The organism is Polynucleobacter sp. MWH-Loch1C5 (assembly GCF_018881775.1).
Taxonomy (GTDB): domain Bacteria; phylum Pseudomonadota; class Gammaproteobacteria; order Burkholderiales; family Burkholderiaceae; genus Polynucleobacter.
In genome coordinates this window covers 456,249-472,847 of the sequence record NZ_JACVPR010000001.1, presented here as the reverse complement: position 1 = coordinate 472,847, position 16,599 = coordinate 456,249, and the positions used below count along the sequence as shown (strand labels likewise).

The following is a 16,599-nucleotide window of genomic DNA, read 5'->3' as shown; positions in this document are numbered from 1 at the left end:
TGGAGTATGAGGAGACTAAAATGAAACAACCAGTGAGTAAGAAAGGTCGTTTGACCTCTTTAGTAATTGGCCTAGTGACGGCCTTGGGTGTGACAGCGACAGCTGGCACAGCGATGGCTGATCCAAATTGGCCTAATAAACCAGTGGTCATCATCGTGCCATTCCCAGCGGGTGGTGGTACTGATGCATTTGCTAGACCATTAACTACAACTATGAATAAGCTCACGGGTAAGCAGTTTATTTTGGACTACAGAGGCGGTGCTGGTGGTACCGTTGGCGCATCTGCTGCAGCTAAAGCAGCCCCAGATGGCTATACCTTCTTGATGGGCGCCGTGCATCATGCCATTGCGCCATCCATGTATCCTAAGTTAGATTACGATCTACAAAAGAACTTTGTCCCAGTGGCTTTGGTAGCGCAGCCACCACAAATCATTGTGGCAAGCCCTAAGTTGCCTGTGAATGATTTGAAGGGCTTGATTGAGTTTGCCAAGAAGAACCCCGGTAAATTGAATTTCAGTAGTGCGGGCAATGGTACATCTCACCACTTAGCAGGTGAGCAGTTCAAGATGATGACCAAAACCTTTATTACCCATATCCCTTATCGTGGTGCAGGTCCTGCTTTGACAGATTTGATGGCGGGTCAAGTTGATCTCATGTTTGATGGCTTAGGTTCATCATCACAGCATATCAAAGCCGGTAGCATTAAGCCGATTGCAGTCGCCGCTCCTAAGCGTGCTGCTGCATTCCCTAATGTGCCAACGGCTGCAGAAGCAGGTTTGCCAGGCTATGAAGTCAGTACCTGGTATGCCTTGTGGGCGCCACGTGGCACACCTCAACCCATTATCGACAAGATGACCGCAGAGGTGACTCGTGCCATGGCTACACCTGAGCTGAAGACTATCTGGCAGAACAATGGTTCAGAAGTTCCTAATTTAACGGGTGAAGCTTTTGGCCGATTTGTGAGTGCCGAGATTAAGCGTTGGGCTGAAGTTGCAAAATCATCGGGCGCAAAACTCGACTAATTTGAAATCGTATTGAGGATTGCATGAATTTATATAGTGTCCTCGAGAAAGGCTTTGCTAAAGACAAATCATCATGCGCATTAGAGACGCATGATGGTTTGTACTACAGCTGGTCTGATCTCGAAAAAGCGACAGCAAAGATCGCTAATTTACTAACGAGCTTGAAGCTACCCGAGGGATCTCGGGTGGCTGTTCAGGTAGAGAAATCTCCTGAGGCGCTCTTTTTATACTTGGCTACCCTAAAAGCAGGTTTAGTGTATCTACCTTTGAACACTGCCTACCAAGAATCAGAAATCGAATACTTTATTGGTAACGCAGAACCAGCCGTAGTTGTTTGTTCACCCAAGAATTTTTCTTGGGTGTCAAAAATTGCCTTTAAAGCGGGAACTCAGCATGTCTTTACATTAGCTGAAGATCGCACGGGTACGTTGCTTGACCGCGCTGCAGGTCAAAAAGATCAGGGCAAGACGGTTGCTCGTGCTGATGATGATCTAGCTGCTATTCTGTATACCTCAGGTACCACAGGCCGCAGTAAAGGCGCCATGTTGACTCATAAAAACTTAGCGAGTAATGCTCAAGTGTTACAAAAGTTTTGGGGTTGGAAAAAAGGCGATGTGCTTTTACATGCCTTACCTATTTTCCATGTGCATGGCTTGTTTGTGGCTTCTCATGGGGCGCTCATCAATGGCAGCAAAATGATTTGGTTACCTAGATTAGATACCAAAGAATTGATTAAGCACATGCCGCGCTCAACGGTCATGATGGGGGTGCCTACCTTCTACGTACGTTTATTGTTAGATCCTAATTTCAATAAAGCCGTGACCCGCAATATGAGGCTCTTTGTTTCAGGGTCAGCGCCACTTCTGACGGAAACTTTTAATAGTTTCCGTGAGCGCACAGGGCATACGATCTTAGAACGTTACGGTATGAGTGAGACTGTGATGTTGGTTTCCAATCCATACCAAGGTGAGCGTATCGGTGGTTCTGTCGGTGTACCTTTGCCACAAACTCAGGTACGCGTTATCAAAGATGACGGTCAAGTTTGTAAGGTCGGTGAGATTGGCAATGTCGAGGTCAAGGGTCCCAACGTCTTTAAAGGTTACTGGCGTATGCCAGAAAAAACTAAAGAAGAATTCACTACCGATGGTTGGTTCAAGACTGGTGATGTGGGTCGTTGGGGTGGTGAGACCAGTGCGGGTAAGGTGCCCAATCACTATCTCTGTATTGTTGGGCGCAGTAAGGATCTGATTATTTCTGGGGGGTACAACGTTTACCCGAAAGAAATTGAGAGCTTTATTGATGATATGCCGGGTGTCGATGAGAGTGCTGTCATCGGTGTTCCACATCCTGACTTTGGTGAGGCTGTGGTCGCTGTCGTGGTTGCAAAACCAGGCGTCAAGCTTAATGCTGAGAGCATGATTGCTGAGTTAAAGGGCAAGATTGCTAACTTCAAGGTGCCTAAACGTTTGGTTGTCGTTAATGAACTGCCACGTAATGCCATGGGTAAGGTGCAAAAGAATATCTTGCGCCAGACCTATGCATAATGATTCGTGCCACTCAAATAAAAAGGCCGCAAGCGCGGCCTTTTTAAATCCTCCCCAATCGGTGACTGATCAATAGACGCCGAGAGTGCTCAAGCCTTTATTGAGCATGTAGGCCGCTAGGCAGAAAAGCACTAAAGCAAAGACTTTTTTGAGTTGAGCCACATTCAGTTGGTGTGCCACCTTGGCCCCTAAGGGAGCAGTTAAAACACTGGCAGCTGCCACGCAGACCAGGGCAGGCAGATAAACATAGCCTACTGAACCAGCGGGAAGATTGGGGTTGCCATAACCGGCAATCACATAACCAATGGCACTCGCTAGCGCGATAGGAAAGCCCAAGGCTGCTGAAGTAGCCACAGCGTTATGCATGGCCACATTACACCAAGTCATAAAGGGTACAGAGACAAAGCCACCACCCGCTCCGACCAAGCTTGATAAAAACCCAATGAAACCACCAGCACCCAACATACCCCATTTGCCTGGTAGCGTACGACTCGGTTTTGGTTTTTTGTTCATGAGCATTTGATACGCAGAAAAACCAACAAAGCCAGCAAAGATAAATGACAGCCATGAGGTTTTCAAAATCGCAAACAACTTACCGCCACCCAAGAGGCCGCCAAGAACAATGCCTGGGGCAAAGGCTAGGACAATATCCCAGCGAACGGCGCCACGCTTGTGGTGCGCACGCACGGAAGAGAGAGAGGTAAATAGAATCGTTGCCATAGAAGTAGCAATCGCGACATGCACAATCACCTCTGTTGGGAAGCCGTAAATACTGAATAAAAAGGTTAAAAAAGGCACCAGAATCATGCCACCACCAATACCGAGTAGGCCGGCTGCAAAACCTGTAAAGCTACCCAAGAGCGCCAATGCGCCAATTTGAACAAGAGTCATGAAAGAGATGAATTATTTGAATTTATAAAATTGTTGATTCAGATAGGCGACTACGTCGGCTTCTTCTTCGGGGAACATGTCTAGGCTCAGAGTCGTATTACACATACTCACCATCACTTTGAGTCGTTCGAGATTTTTTACTTTGCGGTCGCTTCGTAGATAAATCATATCGCCATTGCCCAAGCCAGACTTTTGAGCATGACACTGGTAACACTTTTGCATATCAATTTTTTTACCATTATTGATATCGGCAGCCAATACGGGCAGGCTAGATAGACCCAGTGTGGAGCTGATAAGGAATGTGTGCAATATTTTTTTCATTATTGGTCCTCCCTTCGTGATGACACTAATGCATGATGAGCGAAAGCTCAAATAAGGTCCCCGCCTTGACCGTTAGGCCGTCATCCTGAACCCAAAGGTTCAAGGGGGCATGGCAACAGTGTTTCGGGTGCATCAAGTTTGCGAGGGAGAACTTAACCCGAAGTTAAGCTCTATCACATTCGAGACGCTCAACGCCCACACTGTATGGATCACGCCAGATGCTTGCGCATCGGTTCAAGGAACTATTGGCCTTGGCGCGCCAGGCAGGGATAGGGTTTTCAGCGCGGCATCAACGGATGCTTCAATAGCATCTACTTGCGCCTGAAGAGCTGATACTTGATCTAAGCTAGCCCCAGGGTTTTCAGTCACGCTGAGATTCATTTTGGCAGCTTGTAGATCGCCCGCTAGTTTGATGGCAGTCATGATGGCGGCACGCTCAATACTGCGATTGCCACCGGTGAGCAAAGACTCTAATTGTTCATCTACTAAGGCTGCAGCTGCACGTAAACTTGTTTCATGTTCGGGGGAGGTGGCAAAAGCAAACTTTTGCCCAGCCAATGTCAGTTCAATGCGATGTTGGCTCATGATCATCCTTTGCGCCACCATTAGACAGTAGATCCATCTGTCTGCCGTCGTCCTGAGGTGGTAATTTACTCAATATATTCTGAATGCGCGTCTGGGCATCTTCAATTTTGGCCTCTAGAGCCAAACGTTGCTGGTGCGCAGCCGAGACGGCGTCCTGTAAGGACCGGGTTTTGCTCTCCAAACGAGCCAAACTCTCTTGGAGGCGATTTAGAGACTGATTTGTAAGTTCGGACATAGATACATTGTATCTATGTCCGAAAAACTATCAAGTTAACAGTTAAATATTGCTAATTTAGAAGATATAGCGCCCCAAAATACTAAAGTTACGTCCGGGATTGGGATATACCGTAGTTTGATAGAAGGAGTAATAAGAGTTCTTGTATACCGCTGTATCAGTATATTTTTTGTCAAATATGTTGTTGATCGAGGAAATTATTTCCCATGATTTTTCGCTATATGAATAGCGAAGATCAGTAACACCATATCCGGGCTTTTTTGTTTGACTATTAGCTAGATCGTTTGAAGCAAATGCCTCAGAACTAAATCGTGAGAAAAAAGAAACCCTTTCTTTAGTGTTAATTTGATGTGTGACTCCAAGAGATCCGGAATACTCCGATACACCTGGTACTTTTTTCCCAGAATAGGTTCCAGCATCGAACTCGGCATCAATGAAATTGATGTTAGCAATCAATGTCCATTTGGGGTTAAGTATTACTTGATTGTTCGATTCAAAACCTCTTCTGCTGCTGGAAGGGTAATTGAGATTACTGGATCCATTAAATCCAATTTCATTCTTAAGCTCGCTAACATAGACTCTTGACTGTGATCGGAAAATACCAGTCCTATAGTTAACACCAAACTCATAATCATGAGATGTTTGAGGATTTAGATTGTTATAAGGCAATACAACATAGGCCTGACTATTGTCATCTAGGTTTGCTATACGAAAATTTTGACTCACTCTTAAATGATATTTTAATTGGTCTGACGGGCTAAAAATGTACTGTAATTCAGTCGCCTTTACACGGCCCCTATTCGAAAAGCTGCCTGAGCCATCATTGCTGTTAGGTGAAATGCTGATGTAGTTAATATCAGATTGTTGGCGATATGCTTGCTCTCGATAGCCGAAGATTAGACGGTGATATTGGTTTGCAATCCAGTCACTTCTTGTGTACCAAGCATCTGATTGGTATGACTTGCTTCCTGAGTTGCCATAAAAGAGTGGGCTAATGTATGTGCCCGAACTATTACTTACTATGCCATCAAGGGTTTGTTTGTATTGTAACCAGTCATAACCTAGTACAGTTGTATTATTCCTGACGCCAAGATTGTTGATTTTAAATCGTGGGGAAAATGTTTGAGTACGTGCGAGTGAGTTTGTGATGCCTGATGCAATTGGATTTTTATTTGGATTATTGTTGGCATGATTTGGGTTATAACCGCTAAATACACTGGATCCATCATAGCTATATCCCCAAAAATTAGATTTTGTAAATTGATTTAAATCGACTCTAAATTCAGCATCTTCATTGATCTTTTTGACGCCATTTAAATTAATATGACTCGTTTTTATATTGGAGTCAGATTGATAGCCAGCCACCTGACTATTTTTTGGGTTTGAGTTGAGCCAACCAATGGGTAATGCACCAGGTAACTTGTTTCTTTCTTGGGTGCCAATAATCCTAATTCCTATGGAGTCAGATCCTGAGAGATGTTTTGTGGCAGAAAAACCACCAGATTGTTCGCTATTGTCTGAGTTGGTTCTGTACCCCTTTGAATCTAATTGTCTGCCAAAAAGAGTTAGGTTGGTATCCCCAATTTTACGAGAATGAAATAGGCTTGATTGATATGATGGGTAACTTCCAATGCCAGCTGACACGACGGTGAGCTTATCTAAATCTTTTTTTGTGACGATGTTAATTGTTCCGCCAGTTGCGCCATCACCATATAGAACGCTGTTTCCACCTCTAGTGATTTCTATGTGACTAATTGCCTCTAAAGGGATAAAAGACGTTCTTGCTGCAGTTTGTTCATTTTCAGATAACCGAACTCCATCCAAAAGAACTACAACATTGTTCGAGGCTGCATCGCCAAAGCCTCGCATATCAATAGCCCCGTTACTACTGCCATCAAGATTTTGTTTAACGGTTAATCCACCGATTTTTTGAAGTACTTCTGATACATTACTAAGACCACTCTTCTGAATCTCACGGTCCGTGATAATTGTGGTTTGAGGTAAAGCTTTGTTTATTTCTTCTTTAAATCTTGATCCATAAATCGTTACTGGTTCTAGCTCCGATGTGATTTGTGAAGATGCAATTGAAGAAAATGCCAGTGGGATGGCAATAAAAAAGTACTTTTTATGAGACATTATTTACTCCGCCAGCAATGCTGGTATTTGTCTAGTCACACCCCGAACTAGAGTAATCAAATGCAATGCAAAAGGAGGAAATAAGCAGAAATATGCTCAGCCACATCCCCGTAGCAGTGCGACCTCGATTGTGGGCTGGTTTCCGGGCTTGTAAATCACGCTTTAGCGAATTTAGAACCGCCTTCCCAGACTAAAGTCCAGTGGTTATATGGCTCTAATAATTTACTTACCGTTGCGGGGGCAGCATCAGCTTATTTATTGACTGATTTCCCATTTAACTCTTTTTAGTAAAAAGAGCACCACACAAAAGGCTATCTATATTTATTAGACAACATAAATATTATATCTAGCAAACTTACGTAAACCTGTATATTTCAGTCTATGAAAATATTAAAAAATATTTTTTTTCTGGTGTTCTTAAGTTTCCTGGTGATATTGCTTGGTCTCATGATGGGCAGTGTCTCTAATGCAGATGCTGCCATCATTTATCAATTACGTTTACCCCGTGTTTTAGCTGCCTTTGCTATTGGTGGGCTCTTGGCTATGTCAGGAGCTCTCTTGCAAGTGATTACGCGTAATCCTTTGGCAGAGCCATCAATCTTAGGGGTCTCTGGTGGCGCTTCCGTTGGAGCCCTTATCGCCATATTCATGGGAGCCGCCGGAAGTATTTATGTTCCTCTAGCAGCTTGGGTAGGCGCACTCAGTATTCTAATTATTCTTTATCTCTTATTAGGCAGTTTGTCTTATCAACCCACACGCCTTATTTTGGCTGGCGTGATGTTGGCAACAGCTTGTGGCGCAATCAGTAGTCTACTGATCGTATTTGCCGATGATGTGGCCATGCCAGGCATGATTCATTGGTTGATGGGGGATTTAGATTCGGTACAAAGTTCAGAAGCTGTAGGTTCTATATTAGGTCTTTGGTTGGCGACATGGATTGTTGTTGCTAAATATGCACCGCAAATTCATCTGATGCAATTTGGCTTTGATAAGGCTAAGAGTCTCGGTGTTGATGTGCAGCGTTTGCAATGGCTCATGGTTCTTATGGTAGCCCTAGCCAGTGCTGGTGCTGTATCGATTGCAGGAGCTATTGGCTTTATTGGGCTATTGGTGCCCCATTTAATTCGTTTGCTGATTACTCCAAAGCATGGCGTAAATCAAATCATGATTTTGCACATGAGCGCACTCTTGGGCGGTATTGTTTTAGTGATTGCCGATGCTATTGCTAGAACAGTATTGGCCCCTGCGCAATTACCCATGGGTGTTATTACCGTTTTACTGGGTGTGCCTACCTTCTTATGGCTTTTAGCCAAAATGTCGACTTGGGGTGAGGCACGCTCATGAGTGACGCAAAACCTTTACTGCAAGTGATTGACCTCACGCTCACAGCTGGTGATAAAACCCTTGTGCGTGATCTCAACTGGTCAGTTGAGCCCGGTCAGCGCTGGTGCTTGATTGGTAAAAATGGCGCGGGTAAATCCAGCCTAATCAAACTCATAGGCGGTATTACTGAGCCTATTAATATGCACGGCATCATTCAGTGGCGTGGGCAAGACTTAGCCACGATCGAGCCTGATGACTTTGCAAAAATTCGTTCTTATAGTGAACAATTTGTGCAGGGTGCATTTGGTATGCGTGCGATTGATTTGCTGGAGGCTGTTTGTCCGCATGAAACTGAAAAAGTTGAGGAATATCTCAATCTCTTTGAGTTACAGGATCTGAGGCAGGCATGGTGGCGACATTTGTCGGGCGGTGAAAAACAACGCTTTGCATTAGCCGCTGCCTTGGCTCAGGATGCTTCATGTTGGCTTATGGATGAACCTTTAGCTCACTTGGATTTGCATTATCAGGTGCAAATATTGAGCTTGCTTGCCAAGCAGAGTCAGTCTCAGCAAAAGGCTTGGATTGCAGCTGTACATGAAGTGAGTTTGATTAGACGCGCTTTTACACATGCACTGATTTTTATGCCGGAGCAAACTTACTTGGCAGGACCTATCGAAGATGTTTTAATGCCAGAGTATCTCGAGGCCGCGCTGGGGCAAAAAATGCTTGAAGCTCAATTGCCCGATGGTTCTAGCTATCTAGTCCCCGCCTTAGGTGCTTGAGACTTGAGTTCTCGAACACGCGCAATTGCCTCACAAATATGACGAGTCCCTTGCAAAATGCTGGGGGTTGGTTGACTAATCGATGGTCCTGGAATACTTAAAAAAGCTTGGTACCGATTGGCTGAGAGATTCTCAAAACTGCGCCACATCGACCAATCCATATCTTTACCTGCTTGCTGAGTGCCGATCATTAAATCAGGATTGGCGGCCAGTACTGCCTCGCGGGTGACTTGGGGTACGAGCAACTTTTCTTTGGAAAAAATATTTGTACCTCCACAGCGCTCAATCACATCATGAATCATCTGCTCGTGATTGATGGTCATGAGAGGTTGTGGCCAAACTTGATAAAAGACTTTGACGGTCGTTTTGGAATGCTTGCTAGATGTACCCAATATGTCTTGAAGTTCCTGTGTATAGCTGCGAGCTGCAGTCAAGCCAGATTGTTGAAGATTCAGGACTTCACCGATCTTGATGAGATCTTTCTCAATATCGTCTAATTTTTTAGGTGCAAACTCGAAGATACGCGCTTGCGGTAATGTAGTTCTTATCTTGCTGATAAGTTGTGCTGGTGTACCTCCAGACCACACTAAAACGATATGAGGGTTGAGTTGACGTAGCCTCTCAAAATCAATACTTCTTGCATCGCTCACTACGGTCTTGCTTTGAGTGTTTTTAGAATAATCACTATGTGCACTCACACCTACCAGTGAGCTTACGCCACCTACGCGTTCAACCATTTCAGCAAGATGAGGTGATAAGGTCACAACTCTGAGTGATGTCTGCACATTCTCTGATTTGCCACCAGTAGTGGCTGACGCGAGCAGACTATTGGCACTAGCCAATAGCATTACTGAGAACGCTACGGCTTTGATTGAACGCATTTAGATTTCTAGATTGTCGATCAGGCGTGTATTGCCTAATTTGGCGGCTGCCAGAACTACCAAGGCCTCTTGTTGAGCCAGTTCGCTATCCGAGGCGGATAAGAGGTCCCGACGTTTACGAATTGCCACATAATCGGGCTTCCAGCCACGCCCACGCAGATACTCTTGTGCTTGCGCTTCAATCGCAGCAATATCTTTAGCGCCAAAACCCGCTTTTTGCCATTGATCCAATACTTCGCTTTGTACCTGTTTGAGTGTTTGGATGAGTTGTATAGCTTCGGCTCGTTCACTGCTTGAAAGATAACCATTGCGTGAAGATAGAGCGAGACCATCATCGGCGCGCACTGTTTCAGCCGGCACAATATCAACCGGTAAGGCGAGTTGTTGGCACATACGACGAATCACCATCAACTGTTGATAATCTTTTTTACCAAATACAGCCGCTTGAGGTTGTACACAAGAAAATAACTTCAGTACGACCGTGCAAACCCCTTTGAAGAAACCTGGACGGAATTCGCCTTCGAGGATGTCACCTAAATTATGTGGAGGTTCAATCCGGTATTCTTGAGGTTCTGGATAGAGATCCTTTTCCTCAGGGGCAAACAAGATATAAACCCCTTCTTTTTCTAGCTTGGCAACATCAGCTTCAAAAGTACGCGGGTACTTATCAAAATCCTCATTGGGGCCAAATTGCAGGCGATTCACGAAAATACTTGCTACAACAGGGTCACCATGTTGGCGCGCTAGACGCATCAGCGAGAGATGGCCTTCATGCAGATTACCCATGGTTGGTACAAAGGCCACACGGTTTTGGCCACGTAATTGATCGCGCAAATCTTGAATATTGCTGATGATTTTCATGGCTTAAAAAGTAATTTAGAAAAAAGAAATTAATTAGGCGTGTAAGACAGACGCACATAAATCGGTGCATAGGGCTCTGCTTGGGTGATCTCAATCAGAGATTCACGGGACAGCTCTAGCATGGCAATGAAGTTCACCACCACCACAGGTGCACCTTTACCTGAGGCAATCGCATCAGCAAATAAGTCGGTGAACTCCACAAAACGCTCACCTTGTAAACGTCGCAAAATACGTGTCATAAAGTCACGTACAGACAATTGCTCACGGGTAATTGTGTGGTGTTGATTGAGCTTGGCGCGATGCAAGACATCCATCCAGGCAGCTTGTAAATCCAGGGTATTAATTTCTGGCCAGGTGACCACTGCAGTCGTATCCACATGGCCATTGGCTTTATAAAAGTCACGCCCTAAAACTGGCATCTTGTCGAGTTCTTGGGCAGCCAGTTTCATACGCTCATACTCGAGTAGGCGGCGGACCAATTCTGCGCGTGGATCTTCGACCTCTTCATCGCTATCGGCTTTCTTCATCGGCAAGAGCATGCGTGATTTAATTTCAATCAACATGGCTGCCATCAAAAGATATTCCGCAGCAAGTTCTAAGTTGCGATGACGAATTTGTTCGATATAGCCCAAATACTGCTGAGTCACTTCGGCCATCGGGATATCTAAAACGTTGAAGTTTTGCTTACGAATCAAATACAACAAAAGATCAAGAGGACCTTCAAAGGCTTCTAAGAAGATCTCAAGAGCATCGGGTGGAATGTAAAGATCGGTCGGCAGCTGAAACAAAGGCTCGCCATAAAGACGAGCAAAAGACTCGGACATGCCGTCCGTGACTTCAGGAATCAGAGGGGCTGCTGAGCCTGGCTCGATTTCATTCATTCGAGTAGACGTAAGCCTTTTGTTTAACGCGGGCCATTTGAGCGCGACGTTGCTCGTCTAATGAAATCGGTGCTTTATCCCACAAAAGGGCACGCCCTTCTTGCTGAGAAGCCTCTAATTCAGGCTTAGTTGCCTTTAATTCTTCAAGAAAACGGGTAATGTCAGATTTGTAATGAGCCATAGTGTCACTATTGTAGCGATTTTGGTATTTGAAACCCTAAATTTAGCTTACGCACCTAGCTTGATTTGGACTTCTTGCATTTGTGCCAAGATTTGTCGCAGGCGTGCCTGAGCAGCCGTCATATTCGGCAGAATATTCTCGGCTCCGATGATTTGCGTAAAGCCACTTCTAGACATTAAAGACAGGGGCTGTTGATTGGCACCGCAAATGATCAGACTGCCACCTCGCAGATGCAGGTTTTGACACAAGCTCTTCAAACTTTCGATACCACTGGTGTCGATATTAATTAACTGATGGAGTTCCAAAAGAATGACCTTGGGGCTATTGAGCGGCACACTAGGAGCATCCTCTAAATTCTCGACGCGATCGATAGCGCCGAAAAATAATGAGCCATATAAGGCATACGCTTCAACGCGGATCTCTGATTCAGGGGTCTGTTCCAGACCTAGATCATCAGCACGTTCGAATTCAGCAGGTAAATGCAATCGTTCAATACGTGTCAGTGAAGAGATGCGGTAAATGAAGAATACGCAGGCCAAAATTAAACCCACTTCAACTGCCACTGTTAAATCAAAAATAATCGTTAAGAAAAATGTGCCTAATAAGATGGCGCGATAAGTGAGGTTAAAGTGTTTTAGGCGCTTGAATTCATGCGCTTCGAACATATTCCAAGCAATAAAAATCAAGATGCCGGCAAGTACTGCCATGGGGATATGGCTTGCCCATGGTGCGGCAAGCAGCATGATGAATAAAATCACGCCCGCATGAATCATGCCGGCTAGAGGGCTCTTCGCCCCAGCTTTCGCATTGGTCGCAGTGCGTGCAATCGTGCCGGTGACTGGTAGGCCACCAAAAAAAGGCACCACAATATTGGCAATACCTTGTCCCATGAGTTCTTGATTCGGATCATGCCGATCGTGACACAGTTGATCGCCTATACGGGCACACAAAAGAGACTCAATCGCGCCTAAAAGAGCAATCGTTAATGTCGGTGCAAAAAGTTGTTTAGCAGTTTCCCAATTGAAGCTCGGAATACTGGGGCTAGGAATATTGGCCGGAATTTCACCAAAACGATCAGCAATCGTCTCAACAGGTAGTTTGAAGAATTCTGAGACTAAGGTCATGATCACTAAAGCAATCAAGATGCCCGGCACATGGGTGAGTGCTGGCACCAGACGTGAGAGGCGCCGATTGATTGTGGGCCAGACAGCAATGAGAGCGACTGTCGCTAAACAAACCAGAAGCGCACTGGGATTGAAGCTATCTTTGTGTAACCACAAGGTGTGCCATTGAGCAAAAAAATCAGCAGGCATCTTATCAATCGCGAGTCCTAAAGCATCGCGTAATTGAGATACTCCAATTAAGACAGCAATACCGCTCGTAAAACCAATGATGATGGCCACCGGGATAAAGCGAATTAAATTGCCTACCCGAAGTAAACCCATGGCGAGCAATAGCCAACCGGCCAAGAAGGTTGAGAGGATTAAATTAGCAACCCCGTAGCGCTCCACAATGCCATACACAATCACTACAAATGCTCCAGCAGGGCCGCCAATTTGTACGCGACTACCGCCTAATGCAGAAATCAGAAAGCCGCCAATGACTGCGGCTATTAGACCGGCTTCAGGTTTCATACCGCTTGCAATCGCAAAGGCAATGGCGAGTGGCAGAGCAATCACGCCCACAGTTAGACCACTGCTTAGATCTTTGATGAAGCTTGCGCGATCGTAGTTTTTGAGCGCGTCAATCAGTTTTGGATGAAAGCGCGCTAATGAAATCATGCTTGGTTGGCTGCGAGTAGAGCATCAATCAGCTTGGGGTCGACGCGTTGCATCAGGTGACTATAAGCTCGAATGGCGCGGGTGGTTGACAGGGTTTGGTCGACATCAGCCCATTGCATCGGGGCAATATTGAGAAACTCTTCTACCCCAGTCGCTACTCTAGGAATGACGGGTTTGAGATACAAAGACAAAATACGGAAAGCTTCTAAAGTAATCGTACAAACCTTTTGTAACTGTGCGTCTTGCCCCTCTTGTTTGGCGATTTCCCAGGGTTTGTTAGCGTCTACATATGCATTGACTTGGTCGGCGAGTTCCATAATACGACGCAGGGCTTTAGCAAACTCACGATCTTCATAGTAATTCGCGATTTCTGTATTGGCGTGACGTAGATGAACTAGCAACTCATCTTGTAGAGCCGTCTCATCAACTAAACCGTTAAAGCGTTTGACCAAGAAACCGGCGCTGCGGCTCGCAATATTGATGTACTTGCCCACCAAATCACTATTGACTCGTGCCGTGAAGTCTTGCAAGTTCAAATCAATATCTTCCATCGAGGCATTGAGCTTGGCGGCAAAGTAATAGCGGAACCACTCTGGATTGAGACCTTCAGTAATCACGCTATGGGCTGTAATAAAAGTACCACGTGACTTACTCATTTTTTCGCCATCAACCGTCAAAAAGCCGTGGGCAAAAACGTTGCTAGGGGTGCGGTAGCCAGAGAACTCTAGAGTGGCAGGCCAAAAGAGTGTATGGAAGTACAAAATATCTTTACCGATGAAGTGGTACATCTCCGTCTCAGAATCTGCACGGGTCCACTCATCAAAATCTAGACCTTTTTTATCGCAAAGATTTTTAAAGCTAGCGTAATAACCAATCGGTGCATCTAGCCATACATAGAAATACTTGCCCGGTGCATCCGGAATCTCAAAACCAAAATAAGGCGCATCGCGTGAGATATCCCAATCACCCAGTTTGCTATCGCCAGGCTCTCCCACCCATTCTTTCATCTTATTACGAGCTTCAGCCTGCAATGGGGTTTTGACTTGCGTCCATTCACGTAAAAAGTTTTCGCAACGAGGGTCTGAGAGTTTGAAGAAGTAGTGATCGGATACTTTCTTAATGGGGGTTGCGCCACTCACTACTGAAAAAGGATTTTTCAAATCAGTCGGTGAGTAGGTGGCACCACATTTCTCACAAGAGTCGCCGTATTGATCTTTGGCGCCGCACTTCGGGCATTCCCCTTTGATGAAACGATCCGGTAGGAACATTTCTTTCACAGGGTCGTAAGCTTGTTCAATCGCGCGCTTCTCAATCAATCCTGCATCGCGCAACTTCAGATAAATCGCTTGTGATAGTTCACGGTTTTCTGCGCTATCTGTCGAGTAATAGTTATCAAAGGAGACTAAGAAGTCATCGAAGTCACGTTTGTGTTCTTGCCAGACGCGCGCAATGAGTTCTTGTGGAGTTAAACCTTCTTTTTCGGCCCGCAACATGATGGGCGTGCCATGCGTATCGTCAGCGCCCACATAATGAATTTCATGTCCGCGCATACGCTGAAAGCGCACCCAGATATCGGTTTGTATGTATTCCACCAAGTGACCGATATGTATTTGACCATTGGCGTAGGGAAGGGCAGAAGTAACTAAAATTCGACGCATAAGCAACAATTTTAGTCTGCCACTATAGTTAATACCTAAAATTACATCAATAACCAATCATCGGTACCAAGGAGACAGTTGTGACGCTAAGCGTTGAAATCGTGCAGAAAGCCTTGCAGGGCGTGGTTGACCCGAACACGGGCAAAGATTTAATGGCTACTAAATCTGCGAAAAATATTAAGGTCGACGGGGCCGATGCCACCCTCGATGTGGTCTTGGGTTATCCCGCTAAGAGTCAAATTGACCTCATCCGTAAAGCGGTTATAGATGCCGTGCGTGCCATTCCAGGCGCGGGTAATGTCAGCGTCAATATGTCTGTTGAGATCGTCGCTCATGCAGTGCAGCGTGGCGTCAAGTTATTGCCTAATGTGAAAAATATTATTGCGATTTCCAGTGGCAAGGGTGGCGTCGGTAAGTCAACGACTACAGTTAACTTGGCTTTAGCCTTAGCAGCTGAAGGTGCCAAGGTTGGTGTTTTGGATGCGGATATTTATGGACCCAGTCAGCCGATGATGTTGGGAGTTTCTGGGCGTCCAGAAACCATTGTAGAAAACACCTTAGAGCCATTGATGGGTCATGGCTTGCAAGTCATGTCGATCGGCTTTTTAGTACGTCAGGACGACCCCATGATTTGGCGTGGCCCTATGGCTACCTCAGCTCTGGAGCAGTTGCTCACGCAAACTAACTGGAAGGATTTGGATTATCTGATTGTGGATATGCCGCCGGGAACGGGTGATATTCAATTAACGATGTCTCAAAAGGTACCGGTCACCGGTGCTGTGGTCGTAACAACACCCCAAGACATTGCGCTTCTCGATGCTAAAAAAGGTTTGCGCATGTTTGAGAAGGTCAGCGTACCTATCTTAGGTATTGTTGAGAACATGAGTACTTATGTTTGCCCTAACTGTCATCACACCGAACATATCTTTGGTCATGGCGGTGGTGAGCGCATGTGTCAAGAATACGGCGTTGACTTCTTGGGCAATCTGCCACTGAATTTATCGATTCGTGAACAAGCGGATTCTGGTAATCCAACCGTGGTTGCTCAACCTGATTCTGAAATTACCAAGATTTATAAAGAGATCGCACGTAAAGTGGCCGTCAAAGTTGCTGGTTTGAATAAAGATATGACGAGCAAGTTCCCGTCGATTGTGATCAAAAACGGCTAAACGGAAGTCTTAGTCGATTTTCAAAAAGCGAAAGCCCCTAAGGGGGCTTTTGGCATTTTTAGACCCTAAAAAGCCTCATTTTTTGGGGTCAACAAGCTTTGTTAGTAAACGCTCACACATAGGGTTGTCACATTAGACAAAAAATACTTAGAAAAAACAGTTAATTAGGTCTAATTTGTTAAAAATAGCCATAAAAATTATAGACTTACCACATTGTGAAAAACCTTATTAAACGAGGGTTACCCCTGATGTCTTGGGCATTTGTCTAACTGTGTTTTGTATGCAATTAGTTATAAACTTGAGCTAAGTGCTAGAAAGTGTGAGGACTTTTTGGCTACTTGTTTTATT

Annotated in this window: 16 protein-coding genes and 1 riboswitch; of the genes, 5 read left to right on the top strand and 11 right to left on the bottom strand. The window is 45.2% G+C overall.

What is annotated here, in order from left to right; all coding sequences use genetic code 11:
• Positions 1 to 20: 20 nt before the first annotated feature.
• The gene (locus ICE94_RS02335; RefSeq protein ID WP_216148302.1) at positions 21 to 1,022 is read left to right on the top strand and encodes a tripartite tricarboxylate transporter substrate binding protein; all 1,002 of its coding nucleotides are present in this window, start codon (positions 21 to 23) and stop codon (positions 1,020 to 1,022) included.
• Between the two features lie 23 nt (positions 1,023 to 1,045).
• Entirely contained in the window at positions 1,046 to 2,566 is a 1,521-nt protein-coding gene (locus ICE94_RS02330) for a malonyl-CoA synthase (RefSeq protein ID WP_216148299.1), read from the top strand.
• A gap of 69 nt (positions 2,567 to 2,635) precedes the next feature.
• Here the strand turns inward: ICE94_RS02330 and ICE94_RS02325 are convergent, their stop codons facing one another.
• The 5 genes from ICE94_RS02325 to ICE94_RS02305 all read right to left on the bottom strand — a co-directional run bounded on the left by ICE94_RS02325 (position 2,636) and on the right by ICE94_RS02305 (position 6,734).
• Entirely contained in the window at positions 2,636 to 3,457 is an 822-nt protein-coding gene (locus ICE94_RS02325; RefSeq protein WP_216148296.1) for a sulfite exporter TauE/SafE family protein, read from the bottom strand.
• A 12-nt stretch (positions 3,458 to 3,469) separates the two neighbouring features.
• Entirely contained in the window at positions 3,470 to 3,778 is a 309-nt protein-coding gene (locus ICE94_RS02320; RefSeq protein WP_255539064.1) for a hypothetical protein, read from the bottom strand.
• A gap of 234 nt (positions 3,779 to 4,012) precedes the next feature.
• Positions 4,013 to 4,363: a cell division protein ZapA gene (locus ICE94_RS02315; protein ID WP_255539063.1), complete on the bottom strand. Its 351-nt coding sequence runs from the start codon at positions 4,361 to 4,363 to the stop codon at positions 4,013 to 4,015.
• A complete protein-coding gene (locus ICE94_RS02310; RefSeq protein WP_216148290.1) occupies positions 4,344 to 4,598 on the bottom strand; it encodes a hypothetical protein in 255 nt (84 codons plus the stop codon). The genes ICE94_RS02315 and ICE94_RS02310 overlap by 20 nt, the downstream gene beginning before the upstream one ends.
• A 57-nt stretch (positions 4,599 to 4,655) precedes the next feature.
• Positions 4,656 to 6,734: a TonB-dependent receptor gene (locus tag ICE94_RS02305; RefSeq protein ID WP_216148287.1), complete on the bottom strand. Its 2,079-nt coding sequence runs from the start codon at positions 6,732 to 6,734 to the stop codon at positions 4,656 to 4,658.
• 115 nt (positions 6,735 to 6,849) lie between these two features.
• Positions 6,850 to 7,053: riboswitch (cobalamin riboswitch) on the bottom strand.
• A gap of 62 nt (positions 7,054 to 7,115) precedes the next feature.
• On the opposite strand from ICE94_RS02305, the gene ICE94_RS02300 reads away from it, so the two are divergent.
• On the top strand, positions 7,116 to 8,078 hold the full coding sequence (locus ICE94_RS02300; RefSeq protein WP_216148284.1) for an iron ABC transporter permease: 963 nt from the start codon (positions 7,116 to 7,118) through the stop codon (positions 8,076 to 8,078).
• Positions 8,075 to 8,839 (top strand): ABC transporter ATP-binding protein, encoded by a 765-nt coding sequence (locus tag ICE94_RS02295; protein ID WP_216148281.1) that lies wholly within the window; start codon positions 8,075 to 8,077, stop codon positions 8,837 to 8,839. The genes ICE94_RS02300 and ICE94_RS02295 overlap by 4 nt, the downstream gene beginning before the upstream one ends.
• Here ICE94_RS02295 and ICE94_RS02290 read toward each other — a convergent pair.
• The 6 genes from ICE94_RS02290 to metG are packed head-to-tail and all read right to left on the bottom strand — an operon-like array spanning position 8,812 to position 15,088.
• Positions 8,812 to 9,720: a helical backbone metal receptor gene (locus ICE94_RS02290; RefSeq protein WP_216148278.1), complete on the bottom strand. Its 909-nt coding sequence runs from the start codon at positions 9,718 to 9,720 to the stop codon at positions 8,812 to 8,814. The two genes, ICE94_RS02295 and ICE94_RS02290, sit on opposite strands and share 28 nt — an antisense overlap.
• On the bottom strand, positions 9,721 to 10,581 hold the full coding sequence (gene panC, locus ICE94_RS02285) for a pantoate--beta-alanine ligase (protein ID WP_216148275.1): 861 nt from the start codon (positions 10,579 to 10,581) through the stop codon (positions 9,721 to 9,723).
• Between the two features lie 29 nt (positions 10,582 to 10,610).
• Positions 10,611 to 11,462, bottom strand: coding sequence for a ScpA family protein (locus ICE94_RS02280; RefSeq protein WP_216148272.1), 852 nt, complete (start codon positions 11,460 to 11,462; stop codon positions 10,611 to 10,613).
• Positions 11,455 to 11,643: a DUF3460 family protein gene (locus ICE94_RS02275; RefSeq protein ID WP_216148269.1), complete on the bottom strand. Its 189-nt coding sequence runs from the start codon at positions 11,641 to 11,643 to the stop codon at positions 11,455 to 11,457. Before ICE94_RS02275 ends, ICE94_RS02280 begins: the two co-directional genes overlap by 8 nt.
• A 47-nt stretch (positions 11,644 to 11,690) precedes the next feature.
• Positions 11,691 to 13,424 carry a SulP family inorganic anion transporter gene (locus ICE94_RS02270; protein WP_216148266.1) on the bottom strand — a complete coding sequence of 578 codons (1,734 nt, stop codon included), beginning with the start codon at positions 13,422 to 13,424 and terminating at the stop codon, positions 11,691 to 11,693.
• Positions 13,421 to 15,088, bottom strand: coding sequence for a methionine--tRNA ligase (gene metG, locus ICE94_RS02265; RefSeq protein WP_255539061.1), 1,668 nt, complete (start codon positions 15,086 to 15,088; stop codon positions 13,421 to 13,423). The genes ICE94_RS02270 and metG overlap by 4 nt, the downstream gene beginning before the upstream one ends.
• 74 nt (positions 15,089 to 15,162) lie before the next feature.
• On the opposite strand from metG, the gene apbC reads away from it, so the two are divergent.
• Positions 15,163 to 16,251 (top strand): iron-sulfur cluster carrier protein ApbC, encoded by a 1,089-nt coding sequence (gene apbC / locus ICE94_RS02260; RefSeq protein ID WP_216148260.1) that lies wholly within the window; start codon positions 15,163 to 15,165, stop codon positions 16,249 to 16,251.
• Positions 16,252 to 16,599: the final 348 nt, after the last annotated feature.